14 protein-coding genes are annotated in these 16273 nt (G+C 72.3%); 5 read left to right on the top strand and 9 right to left on the bottom strand.

The window, feature by feature from the left end:
* Nucleotides 1-89: 89 nt before the first annotated feature.
* The 3 genes from OHA37_RS13545 to OHA37_RS13535 are packed head-to-tail and all read left to right on the top strand — an operon-like array spanning nucleotide 90 to nucleotide 2976.
* Nucleotides 90-1457, top strand: a complete 1368-nt coding sequence (locus OHA37_RS13545; protein WP_266904973.1) for an AI-2E family transporter — start codon at nucleotides 90-92, stop codon at nucleotides 1455-1457.
* Nucleotides 1441-2211 (top strand): hypothetical protein, encoded by a 771-nt coding sequence (locus OHA37_RS13540; protein ID WP_266904971.1) that lies wholly within the window; start codon nucleotides 1441-1443, stop codon nucleotides 2209-2211. The genes OHA37_RS13545 and OHA37_RS13540 overlap by 17 nt, the downstream gene beginning before the upstream one ends.
* Before the next feature lie 51 nt (nucleotides 2212-2262).
* Entirely contained in the window at nucleotides 2263-2976 is a 714-nt protein-coding gene (locus OHA37_RS13535) for a hypothetical protein (RefSeq protein ID WP_266904969.1), read from the top strand.
* Nucleotides 2977-3070: 94 nt separating this feature from the next.
* Here the strand turns inward: OHA37_RS13535 and OHA37_RS13530 are convergent, their stop codons facing one another.
* Nucleotides 3071-3610, bottom strand: coding sequence for an alkyl hydroperoxide reductase (locus OHA37_RS13530; protein ID WP_266904967.1), 540 nt, complete (start codon nucleotides 3608-3610; stop codon nucleotides 3071-3073).
* A 3-nt stretch (nucleotides 3611-3613) separates the two neighbouring features.
* The gene (locus OHA37_RS13525) at nucleotides 3614-4168 is read right to left on the bottom strand and encodes a peroxiredoxin (protein WP_266904965.1); all 555 of its coding nucleotides are present in this window, start codon (nucleotides 4166-4168) and stop codon (nucleotides 3614-3616) included.
* Between the two features lie 134 nt (nucleotides 4169-4302).
* Between OHA37_RS13525 and OHA37_RS13520 the strand changes: the two genes are divergently transcribed.
* Nucleotides 4303-5250, top strand: coding sequence for a hydrogen peroxide-inducible genes activator (locus tag OHA37_RS13520; protein WP_266904963.1), 948 nt, complete (start codon nucleotides 4303-4305; stop codon nucleotides 5248-5250).
* A 47-nt stretch (nucleotides 5251-5297) separates the two neighbouring features.
* On the opposite strand, the gene OHA37_RS13515 is transcribed toward OHA37_RS13520, so the two are convergent.
* The 5 genes from OHA37_RS13515 to OHA37_RS13495 all read right to left on the bottom strand — a co-directional run bounded on the left by OHA37_RS13515 (nucleotide 5298) and on the right by OHA37_RS13495 (nucleotide 10322).
* On the bottom strand, nucleotides 5298-7730 hold the full coding sequence (locus OHA37_RS13515) for an ABC transporter permease (protein WP_266904961.1): 2433 nt from the start codon (nucleotides 7728-7730) through the stop codon (nucleotides 5298-5300).
* Nucleotides 7727-8413 carry an ABC transporter ATP-binding protein gene (locus OHA37_RS13510; protein ID WP_266904959.1) on the bottom strand — a complete coding sequence of 229 codons (687 nt, stop codon included), beginning with the start codon at nucleotides 8411-8413 and terminating at the stop codon, nucleotides 7727-7729. Before OHA37_RS13510 ends, OHA37_RS13515 begins: the two co-directional genes overlap by 4 nt.
* The gene (locus tag OHA37_RS13505) at nucleotides 8410-8934 is read right to left on the bottom strand and encodes a PadR family transcriptional regulator (RefSeq protein WP_254382732.1); all 525 of its coding nucleotides are present in this window, start codon (nucleotides 8932-8934) and stop codon (nucleotides 8410-8412) included. Before OHA37_RS13505 ends, OHA37_RS13510 begins: the two co-directional genes overlap by 4 nt.
* Nucleotides 8935-9117: 183 nt before the next feature.
* Nucleotides 9118-9411, bottom strand: coding sequence for a hypothetical protein (locus tag OHA37_RS13500; RefSeq protein ID WP_443046302.1), 294 nt, complete (start codon nucleotides 9409-9411; stop codon nucleotides 9118-9120).
* The gene (locus OHA37_RS13495; protein WP_266904952.1) at nucleotides 9411-10322 is read right to left on the bottom strand and encodes an SPFH domain-containing protein; all 912 of its coding nucleotides are present in this window, start codon (nucleotides 10320-10322) and stop codon (nucleotides 9411-9413) included. The genes OHA37_RS13500 and OHA37_RS13495 overlap by 1 nt, the downstream gene beginning before the upstream one ends.
* 343 nt (nucleotides 10323-10665) lie before the next feature.
* Here OHA37_RS13495 and OHA37_RS13490 point away from each other — a divergent pair, with 343 nt between their 5' ends.
* Nucleotides 10666-12915 (top strand): transglycosylase domain-containing protein, encoded by a 2250-nt coding sequence (locus OHA37_RS13490; protein ID WP_266904950.1) that lies wholly within the window; start codon nucleotides 10666-10668, stop codon nucleotides 12913-12915.
* Nucleotides 12916-13006: 91 nt separating this feature from the next.
* Here OHA37_RS13490 and OHA37_RS13485 read toward each other — a convergent pair whose 3' ends face one another.
* Both OHA37_RS13485 and fomD read right to left on the bottom strand, forming a co-directional pair.
* The gene (locus tag OHA37_RS13485) at nucleotides 13007-15199 is read right to left on the bottom strand and encodes an ATP-binding SpoIIE family protein phosphatase (protein ID WP_266904948.1); all 2193 of its coding nucleotides are present in this window, start codon (nucleotides 15197-15199) and stop codon (nucleotides 13007-13009) included.
* 230 nt (nucleotides 15200-15429) lie between these two features.
* Nucleotides 15430-16185, bottom strand: coding sequence for a cytidylyl-2-hydroxypropylphosphonate hydrolase (gene fomD, locus OHA37_RS13480; protein ID WP_266904946.1), 756 nt, complete (start codon nucleotides 16183-16185; stop codon nucleotides 15430-15432).
* Nucleotides 16186-16273: the final 88 nt, after the last annotated feature.

Below are 16273 nucleotides of genomic sequence, written 5' to 3'. Positions count from 1 at the left end.
CGCATCGTCCTACGGTGCGGGGCTCCTCGCGTGTACGGTCTTTCGAGGTGTGCCCCGGCACGCGGATCCAGGCGGGGGAAGGGAACGACATGGCGAAGACAGGCTGGCTCGGCGTGCTCGGCAAGAGGCTGAGCCGTGTCGAGGCCCGGCTCGCGGAGCGGCGCGCCGAGGTCGAGGCCGAAACCTCCGACGACGGGCCGTCCGCGGTCCAGGCCTCCACCGCCCCCGTCTCCCCGCCCTCCCCGCCGTCGGTGTACTCCGGTGCCGGACACGGCGGCTACGCCACCCCCGTGCGCCCCGACCCCGTGTCCGTCATCCCGTGGGGCATGCGCGTCGCCGCCGAGGCGAGCTGGCGGCTGCTGCTGCTCGCCGGGATGCTCTGGGTCCTGATGAAGGTGATCAGCGAAGTCCGCCTGGTCGTGCTGGCCTTCGCCGCCGCCCTCCTGGTGACCGCGCTGCTCCAGCCCTTCGTGGTCCGGCTGCGCCGGCTCGGCATGCCCCGGGGACTGGCCACGGCCGTCACCGCGGTCCTCGGGTTCGTGGTCATCGGGCTGGTCGGCTGGTTCGTGGTCTGGCAGGTCATGGACAACCTCGACCAGCTCTCCGAGCGGCTGCGCGAGGGCATCAACGAACTCAAACTCTGGGCACTGGACAGTCCGTTCCACGTGACCGAGAAGCAGATCAACGACATCGCCAAGAACCTCAGCGAGACCATCGGCACCAACACCGAGCAGATCACCTCCGCCGGCCTGCAAGGCGTCACGGTCCTCGTCGAAGTGCTGACGGGCATGCTGCTCGCGATGTTCTCCACGCTCTTCCTGCTCTACGACGGCAAGCGCATCTGGGTCTGGAGCACGAACCTGCTCCCCGCCGCGGCCCGCCCGGGCGTAGCCGGCGCCGGTCCGCGCGCCTGGCGCACGCTGACCGCGTATGTGCGCGGCACGGTGCTCGTGGCCCTCATCGACGCCGTGTTCATCGGCCTCGGGCTGTACTTCCTCGACGTGACGATGGCCGTGCCGCTCGCCGTCTTCATCTTCCTGTTCGCCTTCATCCCGCTCGTCGGCGCCGTGATCTCCGGCGCCCTCGCCGTGGTCGTGGCCCTGGTGACCCAGGGGCCGTTCACCGCGGCGATGGTGCTGCTGGTGGTCCTGGCCGTGCAGCAGATCGAGGGCCACGTGCTCCAGCCCTTCATCCTGGGCCGGGCGGTACGGGTCCACCCGCTCGCGGTGGTGCTCTCGGTGGCGGCCGGCGGCCTGGTCGCCGGCATCGGTGGAGCGGTCGTCGCCGTGCCGCTGGTCGCCGTCACCAACACCGTGGTCGGGTACCTGCGGGCCTACTCCCGCGAACAGCTTCACCACGGGCTCTCCCCGGTCGGCCCCGGGCCGCACGGTGCGACGGCCCTGGGCCAGACGGCAGCCGAGGCGGAGGAGGCCCGTACGGGTGATAACGGAGCCTGAGTTCGACGGCGGCTCATCCGGCATACCGGGGCCGTACGGCCCGCAAGAGCCGGAAGGGCCGCAGGGACCGGAGCGCTACGAGGGGTCCCCGCCTCCCGGCCGCCGCCGCCCCTGGCGGTGGGCGCTGGGCGGAGCCCTGATCGCCTCCACGCTGTGGGCGGGCGCCTGGTGGGGCGCGACCCCGCACGACGACCGCCCGCCGCTGCGGTACGGGCTGCCCGCGAGCCTGTGCGACGAGGCGAAGCTGCCCGCGCTGGCCCGGCTGAGCGAGGTCCGGTGGCAGTCCACCCCGAGACGGTTCGAGCATCCGGCCGTGGACCAGGCGTACTGCCAGCTGAGCACCTCGAACGACCCCTCGGAGAGCCCCGGGCTGCAGCTGTCGTACGAGGTCCAGACCTCGATGACCCTGCACAAACGGACCGACCCCGCGCCGGAGTTCGGCGCGGATCCCGAGCCCGCGGGCTGGATCGGCATGAGCCGCTCGGACCCGCACTCGGTGCCGGGGCTCGGGGAGCGGGCGCTCATCTGGGAGATGGGGTACGAGCAGTCGTGGCGGCTGACCGTCCTCGACGGGGGCGCGGTGTTCACCATGAACGTGACGGTGTGGGCGTTCGGCGGGGACGAGGTCGACGGCGACGGCAATCCGATCGCCGGCTCCGGGCCCCCGAAAGATCCGCCGAAGCCCGATTCCGACGCGGTCCAGGCTGCGATGATCGACGACATGCACGGCCTGATGAAGGCGTTGCGCAGGTAGGCGCGGTGCGCGCCGCAGCCGCAGGGGTGCGGGGGACGGGGGGACACGGGGATGATCGGCGAGCCTGAGACCGACGGGGACTGGGACACGGCGAGCGGGGCGGAGGGGGCTGCGGAGCACCTTCCGCGCGAACGCGAACCCGAACGCGGGCATGGACGGGGTCCGCGGACTCCGTGGCTGTGGGCGCTGGGTGGAGTGGTGGCCGCCTCGGCGGTGTGGGCGGGCACCCTGGCCGCGCAGGACCGTTTCGCCGATACCCCGCGCATCGACTACCGGCACGCCGAGAACCTGTGCCGGGAGGTCTCGCTCCAGGTGCTGGGCAAGACCATCGACCGGACGCCCAAAGACGCCGACAGCAGCGACGCGAGCGAGGGCCGCAGCGGCGCGCAGGACTGGGCGCACTGCGCCGTCCGCCTGAAGAACGCGCAGGAGCGCCTCTCGTACCAGGCCCAAGTCCTGGTCGAGCTGCACAAGAAGACCGATCCGGGACCGGAGTTCGGCACCGGGCCGCTGGGAATCACCGGGTTGCGGATCGACCCCGAGCAGCGCCGCGAGGTGCCGGGTCTGGGCGACCGGGCGATGCTCGACCGGTATTACGGGAGCGGCGGGGACCGGCTGACGGTGCTGGACGGCGGGGCCGTCTTCACGCTGACCGTGGAGTGGTTCGCGACCTCCGCGGGGGAGCAGGAGTCCGTGGACGAGGACGCGATCGACGGGGCGATGATCGAGGACGTGCGGGCGCTGATGGCGAAGCTGCGCCGGTAGGTCCCGCCCGCCATCGCCGCACGGTCCCCACGGAGTGCGAAAGGGCCCCCGCGGCCGGGAGCGGCTGCGGGGGCCCTTTGCTGCGGGCGGGGTGTCACTCGCCGGCGAGGGCGGCCTCGGCGTCGAGGGTGACGGCGACGGCCTGGATCACCGAGGCGATCTTGAAGGCCTCCTGGACCGTCTCGCGGTCCACGCCGGCCTTGCGCAGGACCTGCTCGTGCGAGTCCAGGCACTGGCCGCAGCCGTTGACGGCGGAGACGGCGAGCGACCACAGCTCGAAGTCGACCTTGTCCACGCCGGGGTTGCCGATGACGTTCATCCGCAGGCCCGCGCGCAGGGTGCCGTACTCCGGGTCGGAGAGCAGGTGGCGGGTGCGGTAGAAGACGTTGTTCATCGCCATGATCGCGGCGGCCGCCTTGGCGGCGGTGTAGGCCTCCGGCGACAGGGCTGCCTTGGCCTCCGGCTCCAGCTCACGCAGGACGCGCGGGGAGCGCGCGGCGATGGCGCAGGACAGGACGGTGCCCCACAGCTGCTGCTGCGTCAGGGAGTCCTGATTGCCGATGACCGAACCGAGGTTCAGCTTCAGGTCCTTGGCGAAGTCCGGCAGGGCGGACTTGAGGGAGTCGAGGGACATCGCTCACTCACCGGCCAGCAGCGCGCCGGCGTCGATGGTGCTCTCGCCCTTGTTCCAGTTGCAGGGGCACAGCTCGTCGGTCTGCAGGGCGTCGAGGACCCGCAGGACCTCCTTGGGGTTCCGGCCGACGGAACCGGCGGTCACCATGGAGAACTGGATCTCGTTGTTCGGGTCCACGATGAAGACGGCGCGCATCGGGAGACCGTCCTGGCCGAGGATGCCGAGGTCGGCGCAGAGCTCGCGCTTGATGTCGGACATCATCGGGAAGGGCAGGTCGCGCAGGTCGGCGTGGTCCTTGCGCCAGGCGTGGTGCACGTACTCGGAGTCGAGCGAGAAGCCGAGGATCTGGGCGTCACGGTCGGCGAACTCGTCGTTCAGCTTGCCGAAGGCGGCGATCTCCGTCGGGCACACGAAGGTGAAGTCGAGCGGCCAGGAGAACATGATCTTCCACTTGCCCTCGTAGGTCTTGTGGTCGATCTGCGCGAACTCGGCTCCGGCCTCCAGCGAGACGCAAGCGGTCAGGTCGTAGGTGGGGAACTGGTCGCCGACAGTGAGCACGTGCTCTCCTTGCGCAAAGGAAAGTGACCCTTTTGGGGGCTTTCCGGGGGGTTGGACGTATCTCACATGCTGACACAGCCGCATTGATTGCGGAAATAGCTAGCCTGGTGCCCAGTGATCGGAGGTGCCTATCAATGGCTGTGGGTCATAGAGGACCGAAACAGGCGACGCTCGCCCAGCTGCGGGTCTTCGCCGTCGTCGCCGAGCAGTTGCACTTCCGGGACGCGGCCGCCGCGATCGGGATGAGCCAGCCCGCGCTCTCCGGGGCCGTGTCCGCGCTGGAGGAGGCGCTCGGGGTGCGGCTGCTGGAGCGGACCACGCGCAAGGTGCTGCTCACGCCCGCCGGGGAGCGGATCGCGGTCCGGGCGCGGGCCGTGCTCGACGCGATGGGCGGGCTGCTGGAGGAGGCCGAGGCGGTACGGGCCCCCTTCACGGGGGCCCTGCGGTTCGGGGTGATCCCCACCGTGGCCCCGTACCTGCTGCCGACGGTGCTCGGGCTCTTCCACCGGCGCTACCCGCGGCTCGACCTCCAGGTGCACGAGGAGCAGACGGCCTCGCTGCTGGAGGGGCTGGCCGGCGGGCGGCTCGACTTGCTGCTGCTCGCCGTACCGCTCGGGGTGCCCGGCGTCACCGAACTGCCGCTCTTCGACGAGGACTTCGTCCTGCTCGCGCCGCGCGATCACCCGCTCGCCGGCCGCAAGGACATCCCGCGCGAGGAACTGCGCGGCCTGCGGCTGCTCCTCCTCGACGAAGGGCACTGCCTGCGCGACCAGGCCCTCGACATCTGCCACGACGCGGGACGCGTCGCCGGCGCGGACGTCACCACGACCGCCGCCGGGCTGTCCACCCTCGTACAACTGGTCGCCGGGGGGCTCGGCGTCACGCTGCTGCCGCGCACCGCGCTGCGCCTGGAGACCGCCCGCAACGAGCTCCTGGCCACCGGGTACTTCGCCGAACCGGCGCCCTCCCGGCGGATCGCGCTGGCCATGCGGACGGGAACGGCCCGCGAAGAGGAGTTCCGCGCCGTCGCCGACGCCCTGCGCGAAGCCGTACGCCCGCTCCCCGTCTGGCTGACCGACTAGGCCGAGACGGAAGGAGCGGGCGTACGGGGCTGCGTGCGCGGCCCGGGTTACTCCGTGCGCAGCCCGTCCGGGCGCATCAGGCGCAGCAGCGGCGGCAGGCTGAGCAGGGTCACCAGGACGGACACGCCGCCGCCGATGCCGATCATCGACAGGATCGAGGTCCAGTCGATCCGGAGGGTGACGGCCGCCATCTGCATCAGCACCACGCCGAGGGCGACTCCGACCACCGTGGCCAGGGCCAGGCCCAGGCCGATCGGCAGGGCGGTCTGCCAGAACACCGACATGCTCAGCGTGGAGCGCTTCGTACCGAAGGCGACCAGCGCCGACAGCAGCTTCTTGCGCTCGCGCAGCTGCTCCAGCTGGGAGACCAGCAGGCTGGCGCCGATCAGCATCAGGACGCAGGTGGAGCCGACGAAGAGGCCCGTGCGGATGGAGGAGTACCGCTTCGCGGTCTCGACGGCCTGCATGGTCATGGCGACGGCCAGCGGATCGGCCTTGAAGGCCGCCGTGCGGGCCAGCTCCAGGGCGTCGGGCTGCTTCGGGTCCAGCTTCACGTACACCTGCGAGGTGTGGAAGTCACCGAGCGCCTTCGGGGCCGCGGCCGGGGTGACGAGCAGGCCGTTGCGCAGCGTGCCGTTCGGGTCCTTGCGGGCCGGTGCGGTCTTCGCGTCGGCGGGCACCGTCCAGGGGGTGGGCGGGGCGCCCTCGCCGTCGTAGACGTTTCCCGCGAACAGCTTCTCGCCCGGCCGGGCGGTGTCGCCGTCCATGCCGCCGGAGTCGGCGCCGCCGGTGAGGACGAAGGCGTCGCCGTCCTTGCAGGAGGGCAGGTTGCCCACTTCCCTGAGGGCGGCGCAGGTGCCGATCGTCAGGGAGATGGACTTGTCCTCGTAGGACATGCCCGCGGTGCGCGCGGCCTGGGTCGAGGTCAGGGCGACGGCCTGGGTGACGCCCTCGGCCCCGGCCAGCTTTCGGCCGACGGCCTCCACGCCCTCGGAGGAGCGCATGAGGATGGAGAGCGAGGCCCGGGTCGGGTCCTGGCCGGTCTCCCGGGTGTACGAGGCCTCGGTGCCGGCGAAGAGCATCTGCAGGGCGATGGCTCCGGCGACCGCCACCGCGATGCCGTTGACCAGCCGGGCGGCGCTGCCGCTGGTGAGCTGGAGCCGGCGGGAGGCGAGCTGCCAGGAGACCGGGCCCGCGCCGCCGATGCCGCCGACGACCCGTTCCAGCACCCAGGGGAGCAGCACGGTGATGCCGGCGAGGAGCAGGACCACGCCACCGGAGACCTGCCACTGGTTGAACTGTCCGCCGTCGTTGCCGCGGCCCATCATCGGGGCCAGCAGGCCGATTCCGGCGAGCGGGAGCAGCAGCCGCCACCAGACGCGGCGCCGCCGCGGGGTCGTCGTACGGACCACGCCGAGCGGCTCGATGACCACGCCGCGCAGGGCGAACAAGGTCACGACGACGGCCGCGCCGGGTACCGCGATCGCGACGAGCGCGGCCAGCCAGGGGGTCGGGTTGAGGTCGGCGGCGAAGACGCTGCGCTGCTGGAGGTTCATGGCCGGGGCGAGCTGCCGGGCGGCCAGGAAGAAGCCGGTGCCCAGCACCAGGCCGATCAGCGAGCCGCCCATGGCCTCGCCCGCGGCGATCCGGCGGACCATCCGGCCGTCGGCGCCCACCAGGCGCAGCGCCGCGAGCCGGCGGTCGCGCCGGTCGCCGCCGAAGCGCACCGCGGCGGCGATGAACACGCCGACGGGCATCAGCAGGGCGACGAACGTCAGCACCACGAGGAGGGTGAGGACGGGGTCCAGCGCCTCCTCCTGGACGGCGATCTCGAAGGCGGTGACCCGCTTGACGGAGCTGGGCGCGGCCTTCTGGAGTTCGGCGAGCTTGTCGCTGCCCGCGTAGAAGTAGAGGTCGCCGGGGCCCACCAGGCCCGCGTCGCCGATGGTCGCGACGATCTTCCCGTCGAGGCGGTCGCGCAGCAGTTCGCCCTCGCCGGTCTTCATCAGCTTGTCGAGGGCGGGGGAGACGGCCAGTTCGCCGGGGCCGGGGAACTTCTTCAGGCCGGGCGGCAGCGGGGCGTCCGGCCCCTCGGGCTGTACGAGCCGCCCGTCGACCCCGTAACCGTGGTACGACTGGTCCGCGTCCACGATCAGCAGGGTGTCGCGGCCGGCCTCCCGGATCTGGGGTGCGCCGGACGTCTGGCGTGCTTCGCCGCGCGCGTCGCGGGCCGCCAGGGCGCTGGGGATCGCGCTGGTGACGAGCAGCAGGGCCACGCCGAGGCCGACGCCGACGCCGGTCAGGAGGGTGCGGGTCCAGCCCTCGCGGCCGCCGCCGAAGGCGAAGCGGGCGCCGAGGGCGAGGTCTTGCAGCCAGACGGCGAGCGCGCTCTGCTCGCCCGGGCCGACCGGGCTGCCGGGGCCGGCGTGCCCGCCCTGCCTGCTGTGCTCGGTGTGCTTGGTGTGGGTCCCGTGACTCATACCGCGCGCTCCATGTCGCGGGACTTGCCGTCGCGCACGACGATCTCGCGGTCGGAGTACGCGGCCACGCGGGTCTCGTGCGTGACGAGGACGACGGCGGCGTTCGTGGAGCGGGCGGCCTCGGTGAGCAGCTGCATGACGAGCTCGCCGTTGAGGGAGTCGAGGGCGCCGGTGGGCTCGTCGGCGAAGATCAGCCGGGGGTTGGTGACGAGGGCGCGGGCGACGGCGACGCGCTGGCCCTGGCCGCCGGAGACCTCGCCGGGGCGCTTGCGGCCGAGGTCGTCGACCTGGAGCCGCTCCATCCATTCCAGGGCGGTCCGCTCGGCCTGCTTGCGCTTGACGCCGGTGAGGCGGAGCGGCAGGGCGACGTTCTCGACGCAGGTGAGCTCGGGGACGAGCTGGCCGAACTGGAAGACGAAGCCGAACTCGCCGCGGCGCAGGGCGCTGCGCTCTGCGTCGTTCATCGCGGAGAGCTCGCGTCCGGCGTAGGTGATGGTCCCGGAGTCGGGGGTGACGATCCCCGCGAGGCAGTGCAGCAGGGTCGACTTGCCGGACCCGGAGGGGCCCATGATGGCGACGACCTCGCCGGCGTGGATGGAGAACCCGGCGCCGTCCAGGGCGTGGGTGGTGCCGTAGGTCTTGCGGAGGTCCGTGGCGCTGAGCAGCGTGCCGGCCGGGGTCATCGTCGTATCTCCTGGGCGAGCTGGTCGAGGCGGGCGGCGGTGAGTTCGAGCCACCGCAGGTCGGCTTCGAGGTGGAACAGGGCGTGGTCGCAGACCAGCTGGTCGGCGAGGTCCCCCTTGCGCTTGCGCTGGGTGAGGATGCGCATCAGGCGCAGGTGCTCGGCGCGCTGGGTGTCCAGCAGCTCCTGGGCGCTGCGGCCGGTGAGGAGGGCGAGGACGACCTTGGTGTAGAGGGTCGACTGGAGGTACGGCTCGGGCTTCTCCGGCTGGGCGAGCCAGCCCTCGACGTCGGTGATGCCGGCATCGGTGATCGCGTACCGCTTGCGCTCGGGGCCGCCGCCGCTCTCCACCCCGTCGACCTCGACCAGACCGTTCTTCAGCAGCCGGGACATGGTCGAGTAGACCTGCCCGTAGGCGAGGGGACGGTCGTGGCCGAATCTCTCGTCGAAGGTCCGCTTGAGGTCGTAACCGTGCCGGGGACCGGCCTCCAGGAGGCCGAGGAGTGCGTGACTGATGGACATGCCGAGGACTATACACGCGGTGTATACGCTCGATGTATACACACAGTGCAGAGGTGATCTTGGGGTGCTTTGCGTTGATTCGGAAGGGGGGTGAGGGTGCATGGGGCGCGGCTCCGGGCGGGAACGCGAAACGGCCACCGCGAGGGGCGGTGGCCGTTTCGGTGCCGGCGGCGGACGCTCGGCTCAGGAATCCGGAGAGGTGCGGGGGCGGCCCCGGGGCGGGATCGGGCCCGCCCCGCCGGGGAGCCGGCCGGCTTCGGCCAGGGCGCGGCGGAGCAGGAACTCGATCTGGGCGTTGGCGCTGCGCAGTTCCTCCCCCGCCCACCGCGCGAGCGCGTCGTGCACCTGCGGGTCGAGCCGCAGCAGCACTTGCTTGCGGGCCTGCCGCCCGGCCGCCTTGGGGGGCGCCGAGGGTTCCCCGCCGGCCGGGCCGGCGGAGGCCCGGCCGGCGGGGGAGTCCGTGCCGTCGTCGGGGATCACTGGTAGAGGGTGCCCGTGTTGATGACCGGCTGGGCCGCGCGGTCGCCGCACAGGACCACCATCAGGTTGGACACCATCGCCGCCTTCCGTTCCGGGTCGAGGTCCACGATCTCCTGCTCCGCGAGGCGGGTCAGGGCGAGCTCGACCATACCGACCGCGCCCTCGACGATCTGCTTGCGCGCCGCGACGATCGCCCCCGCCTGCTGCCGCTGGAGCATCGCGGAGGCGATCTCCGGGGCGTACGCGAGGTGGGTGAAGCGGGACTCGATGATGTGGACGCCGGCCGCCTCGACGCGGGTGGACAGTTCGGCGGCGAGCTTCTCGGTGATCTCCTCGGCATTGCCGCGCAGCGACAGGCCGCCGTCCTCGTGGGCGTCGTAGGGGTACTCGATCGCGATGTGCCGGACGGCCGCCTCGGTCTGGGTCTCGACGAACTCGGTGAAGTCCTCGACCTCGAAGACGGCCCGTGCGGTGTCCTCGACCCGCCACACCACCACGGCCGCCAGCTCGATCGGGTTGCCGTAGGCGTCGTTGACCTTCATGACGGCCGTCTCGTGGTTGCGGACCCGGGTGGACAGGGGCCGGCGGGAGGTCAGCGGGTTGACCCAGCGCAGTCCGTCGGTGCGCACGGTGCCGCGGTAGCGGCCGAACAGCTGGACCACGCGGGCCTCGCCCGGCGCGACCGTGTTCAGGCCGCTCATGGCGATGATGGCGGCGATGGTCAGCAGGACGCCCGCCGCGATCAGGCCCGCCTTGGCCCCGTCGCTCCCGGACACCGCGCCGAGCGCGACCAGGCCCGCCCCGGCCGCCACACCCGCAAGGCCGAGCAGCAGCGCGAGCCCGCCGCCCACGCTCCGCGCGGGGAACTCCCGTACGCCGGCCTCGGTACCGCCCGTGGTGTTCGTCATCGTCTGCCCCGTTCCCTTCGGTCGCGGCCGGTCGAGCCGCTTATCAAAGTGATATCACTTTTTTGGGCCCGGCGGGAGTCGGGTGGGAGTCGTAAGGGAGTTGGGGGAGGGTGCTGAGGGGGCGCCGGGAGGGGGGTGGGTGGCGGGCGCGCGGCGGGTGGCGCGAAAGTGGTGCGGAGTCCGGCAACCTCAAGGGCTCCGGCTGCGTCGGTTCCGGTGGGCCAGGTGCTCATTGTCACGTCCGAATTGCCTGAATTGTCTATCGGTTGGCCGGTTTTTGTCACAGACTCCGGTGTTAGCTTTCTGAGCTGACGTCGGGGGGTTATCGAGCGGAGCGGGAGCGATGGGCCGAGCAGAAGCGCGACGGGCGCAGCAGCAGCGCGGTGCGCGACGAGCGCCGCGCGGGCGCGGCAAGGGCAAGGGCGGGAAGCCGACCGGCATACGCCGCTTCTTCACCTGGAAGAAGGTGCTCGGCACCTTCTTCGGGACGATGCTGCTCGGCATGGCGGCCCTGGTCGGCCTCTACTTCTACGTGGAACCGCCGGACCCCAACGCCGAGGCGCTGACGCAGAACAACGTCTACAAGCTCTCCGACGGCAGCGTCATGGCCCGGGTCGGCGCCAAGAACCGTCAGATCGTGTCGATCGACAAGATCCCGAAGAACGTGCAGACGGCCTTCATCGCGATCGAGAACAAGTCCTTCTACACCGACCGGGGCATCGACCTCAAGGGCATCGGCCGCGGCCTGTTCAACACCGTCACCGGCAAGGGCAAGGCCGGTGGTTCGACGATCACCCAGCAGTACGTCAAGAACTTCTACCTGACGCAGGACCAGACGGCGACCCGCAAGCTGAAGGAGCTGATCATCTCCCTCAAGGTCGACCAGGAGATGGAGAAGCCCCAGATCCTCGCGGGTTACCTGAACACCAACTTCTACGGCCGCAACGCCTACGGCATCCAGGCCGCGGCCCAGGCCTACTACGGGGTCGACGCCGAGAAGCTGACCCTGGAGCAGGGCGCGTACCTCGCCGCCGTCCTGCAGGCCCCCAGCCAGTACGACTGGGCGACCGCCGGCCCGAACGGCAAGAATCTGGTCATGATCCGCTTCAACGGCGTCCTCGACAACATGGTCGAGATGGGCGAGCTGGACCAGGCCAAGCGCCGGGAGATGAAGTTCCAGGAGCCGATCAAGCCCAAGGCCGCCGCCGGATCGGAGGGCCAGAAGGGCTACCTGATCCAGGCCGCCGACGAGGAGCTCAAGCGGCAGACCGGCATGACGGAGGCCCAGCTCAAGGCCGGCGGCTGGGAGATCACCCTCTCCATCGACCCGAAGAAGCAGGCCGCGCTGGAGAAGGCCGTCCAGGACGAGCTGGAATCCAAGCTCGACCGCAAGGGCCGCCCCGTCGACGCCGCCGTGCAGGCGGGCGCCACCTCCGTGGACCCGAAGACCGGCATGATCGTCGCGATGTACGGCGGCACCGGGCAGAGCGAGCAGTGGGCCAGCAACGCCCTGCGCAAGGACTTCCAGCCGGGCTCGACCTTCAAGCCGGTCGTGCTCGCCTCCGCCCTGGAGACCAAGGCGAGCACGCAGGACGGGAAGCCGATCACGCCCAACACCCTCTACGACGGCACCAGCAAGCGCCCCGTGGTCGGCAGCGACACCCCGTTCAACCCGCAGAACCAGGACGACCGCGACTACGGCAACCCGATGATGACGGTGCAGGCCGCCACCAACGCCTCGGTGAACTCCGTGTACGCCCAGATGATCGTGGACGTCGGGCCGAAGGAGGCGAAGCAGACCGCCCTGGAACTCGGCATGCAGGACCGCGAGGGCTGGCCCGAGGACCGGCCCGCCATGTCGCTCGGCACCATGAGCGCCGACACCCTGGAGATGGCCGGCGTCTACGCCACCTTCGACAACCACGGCAAGAAGGTCACGCCGAGCATCGTCAAGTCCGCCAAGCACGCGACCCGCGAGTACAAGCCGGTCCGCGCCGTCGGCTCCCAGGCGATCAGCCGCAAGACCGCCGACACCGTCACCAAGGTGCTCACCGGCGTCGTCGAGGACGGCTCCGGCCAGGCCGTGAAGAGCTCGGCCTACGAGGCCGCGGGCAAGACCGGCACCACCGAGAAGAACGTGGCCGCCTGGTTCACCGGGTTCACCCCCGAACTGGTCACCGTCGTCGCGATGTTCGGAGACGAGCCCGGCACCCACACCCAGACCAGCCTGACCGGCACCGCCGGCGGCGGACGTGCGGGCGGCTCCAGCTTCCCGGCCGCGATCTGGAAGCAGTACACCCTCGACGCGCTCAAGGGCGGGGACACGGACTCCTTCGACCTGGAGGAGGCGGACATGGGCAAGGTCCAGACGCCGAGCTCCAGCAGCTCCCCGTCGAGCACGCCGAGCACGTCCGCGAGCAGCACCCCGACGCCCCCGAGCCGGACGCCGTCCACCCCGACCCCGACGCCGTCGAAGCCGACTCCGACCCCCACGCCGTCGAAGCCGACCCCCACCCCGACGCCGTCGAAGCCGACGCCCACCGCGTCGAAGTCGACCCCGGCACCACCGGACCCCCAGCTGCCGAAGCCGTAGGCGGCGGAGCCACCCGGACGCACCACCGCCCCGCGGGCACGAAGCCGCGGGGCGGTGGTGCGTCCGGGTGGCGGCCCGGACGGCAGGGCGGTCAGCGCTTCTCGGCCGTGCCCGGCAGCGCCAGCTCGAACCAGACGACCTTGCCGCTGCTGAGCCGGGTGGCACCCCAGCGGCGGGCCATCCGGTTCACCAGGAACAGGCCGCGGCCGCCCTCGTCGTCGTCCCGCGCCCGGCGCTGGCGCGGCAGCTGCGGGGAGTCGTCGCCGACCTCGCAGCGCAGTACGTCCGTCCGCAGGAGGCGCAGGGTCACGGGCCGCTCGGCGTACCGCACGGCATTCGTGACGACCTCGCTGACCAGCAGCTCCAGCGAGTCCTCCAGCTCCTCCAGCCCCCAGCGCGCCAGCGCGCGGCGGGCGAACCGGCGGGCCCGGCCCGGAGCGGTCTCCTCCGGGTCCAGGAACCAGTACGCCACGTCGCTGGGCGCGATCCCGTCGAACCGGGCCGCGAGCAGCGCGATGTCGTCGTCCCGGTCACCGGGGCCGAGCATGTCCAGGATGTCGTCGCACAGCGCCTCCAGCGGCGGCGGGTGATCCAGGCCCGTCAGCTGCGCGGTGGTGGCGAGGCGTTCGCGGAGCTGCTCGATGCCGGTCCAGACGTCGCGCAGCCGGGACTCGACGAGGCCGTCGGTGTACAGCACGAGGGTGGCCCCGGCCGGGGCGTCCAGCTCCACGGCCTCGAAGTCCACGCCGCCGACGCCGATGGGGGCGCCCGGGGGCACGCGCAGCACCTCGGCGCGGCCGCCCAGGTGCAGCAGGACCGGCGGTGGGTGGCCGGCGTTGGCGATGGTGATCCGGTGCGAGACCGGGTCGTAGACGGCGTAGAGACAGGTGGCCATCCGGTCGGAGCCCAGGCGCTGCGCCTGCTCGTCCAGGTGGTGCAGGACCTCGGCGGGCGGCAGGTCGAGCTGCGCCAGCGTCTGGGCGGTCGTGCGGAGCTGTCCCATGATCGCGGCGGAGGTCATGGAGTGGCCCATGACGTCGCCGACGACGAGCGCGACCCGGCTGCCGGGCAGGGGTATGGCGTCGTACCAGTCGCCGCCGACCCGGGCCGTCTCGGCGGCGGGCAGGTAGCGGCTGGCGAGCCGGACCCCGGTGGGCTGGGGGAGGCTGTCGGGCAGCATCGTGCGCTGGAGCTCGTCGGCGATGTAGGCCTCGCGGCCGTAGAGCACGGCCTTGTCGATGCCCAGCGCGGTGTGGGTGGCCAGCTGGGCCGCGACCAGCAGGTCGTTCGTCTCGAAGGCGGGCCGCTCCGGGGTGCGCAGGAACACCGCCGCGCCGATGACGCGGCGGCGGCCCCGCAGCGGGGCCAGGATGGCCCGCTGGCCGCGCGGGACCGGGTGGTCGGCGCCCAGCAGCTCCGGCAGGGCGGCGCGGGCGGCGGCGGAGGACCCGAAGACGGGCCGTACGCCGCGCAGCACCTCGGCCAGCGCCCCGCCGGGGCGGATCTCGCACAGCTCGGCCGCGGGCAGGTCACCCTGCGGGCCGACCAGGGCGAGCTGGCTGAAGTCGAGCTCGCCGTCGGGCGTCATCGCCCCGGCGATGCCGGCCGCGGCTCCCGTGAACTCGTCGATCGGCCGGAGCCGGTCGGTTCGGCGGAGCCTTAAAACGACCGGTCCGACGGGCCGCTCGTCGCCGACGGGGAGGGGATCGCGCAGGTAGACGAGGATCGCGTCGGAGAAGGTGGGCACGGTGGCCCGGCACAGGCCGAGCACGATCTCGTCGAGGTCGATCCCGCGCGCGATCCGCCGGGTGGCGGCTCCGACGAACCGCAGCCGGTCGCCTTCCCGCCGCGCGATGGTCGCGTCGACCCCGATGCCGCTGACGGGCCCGGACGCGGAGCCGGACCCGCCGGCGCCCTGTCCAGACGCGCCGCCGGCCCGGGCCGTCGCCTCTCGGGCGGCTTCGCCGTCGCGGCTGCGCGCTCCGCCGGCCGCGGTGGCCGCGGCCTCGTCACGGCCGGCCCGGACCCGGGCCGCGCCCTGGCCGGGCGCGGCAGCGGCATCGCCGGGCTCCGCGGCACCGTCGGAGGCGGACGGTGCCTCCGCCGTGCCGCGGGGTCGGGGCAGGTCCGCGGCCTGGGGCTGCGCATGCGTGCGCACGGCCTCGGCCGCCGGGAGCGGGGCCTTGCCGTGGCCCAGTTCCTCCGTGCCGTGGCCGGGCTCGTCCGTCCGACCGCCGGAGGCAACCGGCTGGGGGCCCTCCTGAGAGGTGGGGTACTCCGTCACGCGTGGCATTCCGTCCGTTTGCGCTCGATGTGCGCTGCACTCAACTCGGTCAGTCGCGGTATACCCGCTCAGCGGCGGGGACACCATCACCCCGCGTTTCCGCGTCCCGCTCGTTACCTCTCGTTATCGCGTCGGCCTAGGTCAAATGCTGTTCTGCTGGCGACATTTGACCGCCGACACCCCGGCGGAGGACGATCCTACGATTGCACCCCGGGGGCGCATCAAGGGTCTCATGAGGTCATATGCGCCGGGGTGCGGTCCCAGTCCTCCGGCAGGGACGGTACGCCCCAGGCCGGGTCCGGTCGCCAATCCTGCCAGCCTTCGCAGAACGGCGGACCCCAGGCCCGGATCACGTCCACCGCCGCGCGCCCGGCTTCCCGTACGCGCCCGGCCTGTTCCGGGTCCATCAGGCCGGACCGCTGGGCCTGCGCGAACTCGTCCTCGTCCAGCCACTTCCAGGTGCGGTCCGGGTAGACGGCGATGTCGAGGAAGTGGTCCACGGAGTCCACCCCGCCGGCCCACCGCGACAGGGGCTCCTCCAGATTCACGTACCAGTTCTTGAGCCGCCAGCCCGGCCCCCAGAACAGCCACACCGACCAGGGGTCCCCGGGCCGTGCCAGCTTCAGCACGCCCGCCCCGAACCAGCGCGACCGTACGGTGGTCCGCGGCGCGGTGTACCGGGTGGCGAGCGGCTCCTCGTGGACCGGGGTCCCGTCGGCTAGCACCGGCTTGACGCACTCGGTCCCGGGGGCCATCCACACCGCGAGCAGCTCGTCGGTGTCCCTGACCACGGTCACGGGCCGGCAGATGTGGACGGCGCCCTTCGTGCCGGGCGCGTGATCGCGGTAGCGCCAGAGGATCTGCTCCCCGGGCGCCCAGCGGACGCCCTCGGCGGCGCCCCGCTCCGCACCCCGCGGCGCACTGCGTGCCGAGCCGCGTGCCGAGCTCCGCGCACTGCCGCCCCCGCGGCCTCCGGTACCTGTCATGGGCAGATCTTAGGGCGGGGGTCCCGGGGATCGCCGCGCTGCAGGTCACCGAGGTGCCCGGGGGCGGGAAACGACCGGATCCGGACCC

The sequence above is a fragment of the Streptomyces sp. NBC_00335 genome, assembly GCF_036127095.1.
GTDB lineage: Bacteria > Actinomycetota > Actinomycetes > Streptomycetales > Streptomycetaceae > Streptomyces.
The sequence above is the reverse complement of the archived record's forward strand: the minus strand, read 5'-3'. Positions and strand labels throughout refer to the sequence as shown.

What these genes read in the sequence shown, in the direction of transcription:
- OHA37_RS13545 (WP_266904973.1), top strand. Translation starts at nt 90, where the DNA reads ATGGCGAAGACAGGCTGGCTCGGCGTGCTCGGCAAGAGGCTGAGCCGT.
- OHA37_RS13535 (WP_266904969.1), top strand. Translation starts at nt 2,263, where the DNA reads ATGATCGGCGAGCCTGAGACCGACGGGGACTGGGACACGGCGAGCGGG.
- OHA37_RS13530 (WP_266904967.1), bottom strand. Translation starts at nt 3,610, where the DNA reads ATGTCCCTCGACTCCCTCAAGTCCGCCCTGCCGGACTTCGCCAAGGAC.
- OHA37_RS13520 (WP_266904963.1), top strand. Translation starts at nt 4,303, where the DNA reads ATGGCTGTGGGTCATAGAGGACCGAAACAGGCGACGCTCGCCCAGCTG.
- OHA37_RS13515 (WP_266904961.1), bottom strand. Translation starts at nt 7,730, where the DNA reads ATGAGTCACGGGACCCACACCAAGCACACCGAGCACAGCAGGCAGGGC.
- OHA37_RS13510 (WP_266904959.1), bottom strand. Translation starts at nt 8,413, where the DNA reads ATGACCCCGGCCGGCACGCTGCTCAGCGCCACGGACCTCCGCAAGACC.
- OHA37_RS13505 (WP_254382732.1), bottom strand. Translation starts at nt 8,934, where the DNA reads ATGTCCATCAGTCACGCACTCCTCGGCCTCCTGGAGGCCGGTCCCCGG.
- OHA37_RS13495 (WP_266904952.1), bottom strand. Translation starts at nt 10,322, where the DNA reads ATGACGAACACCACGGGCGGTACCGAGGCCGGCGTACGGGAGTTCCCC.
- OHA37_RS13490 (WP_266904950.1), top strand. Translation starts at nt 10,666, where the DNA reads ATGGGCCGAGCAGAAGCGCGACGGGCGCAGCAGCAGCGCGGTGCGCGA.
- fomD (WP_266904946.1), bottom strand. Translation starts at nt 16,185, where the DNA reads ATGACAGGTACCGGAGGCCGCGGGGGCGGCAGTGCGCGGAGCTCGGCA.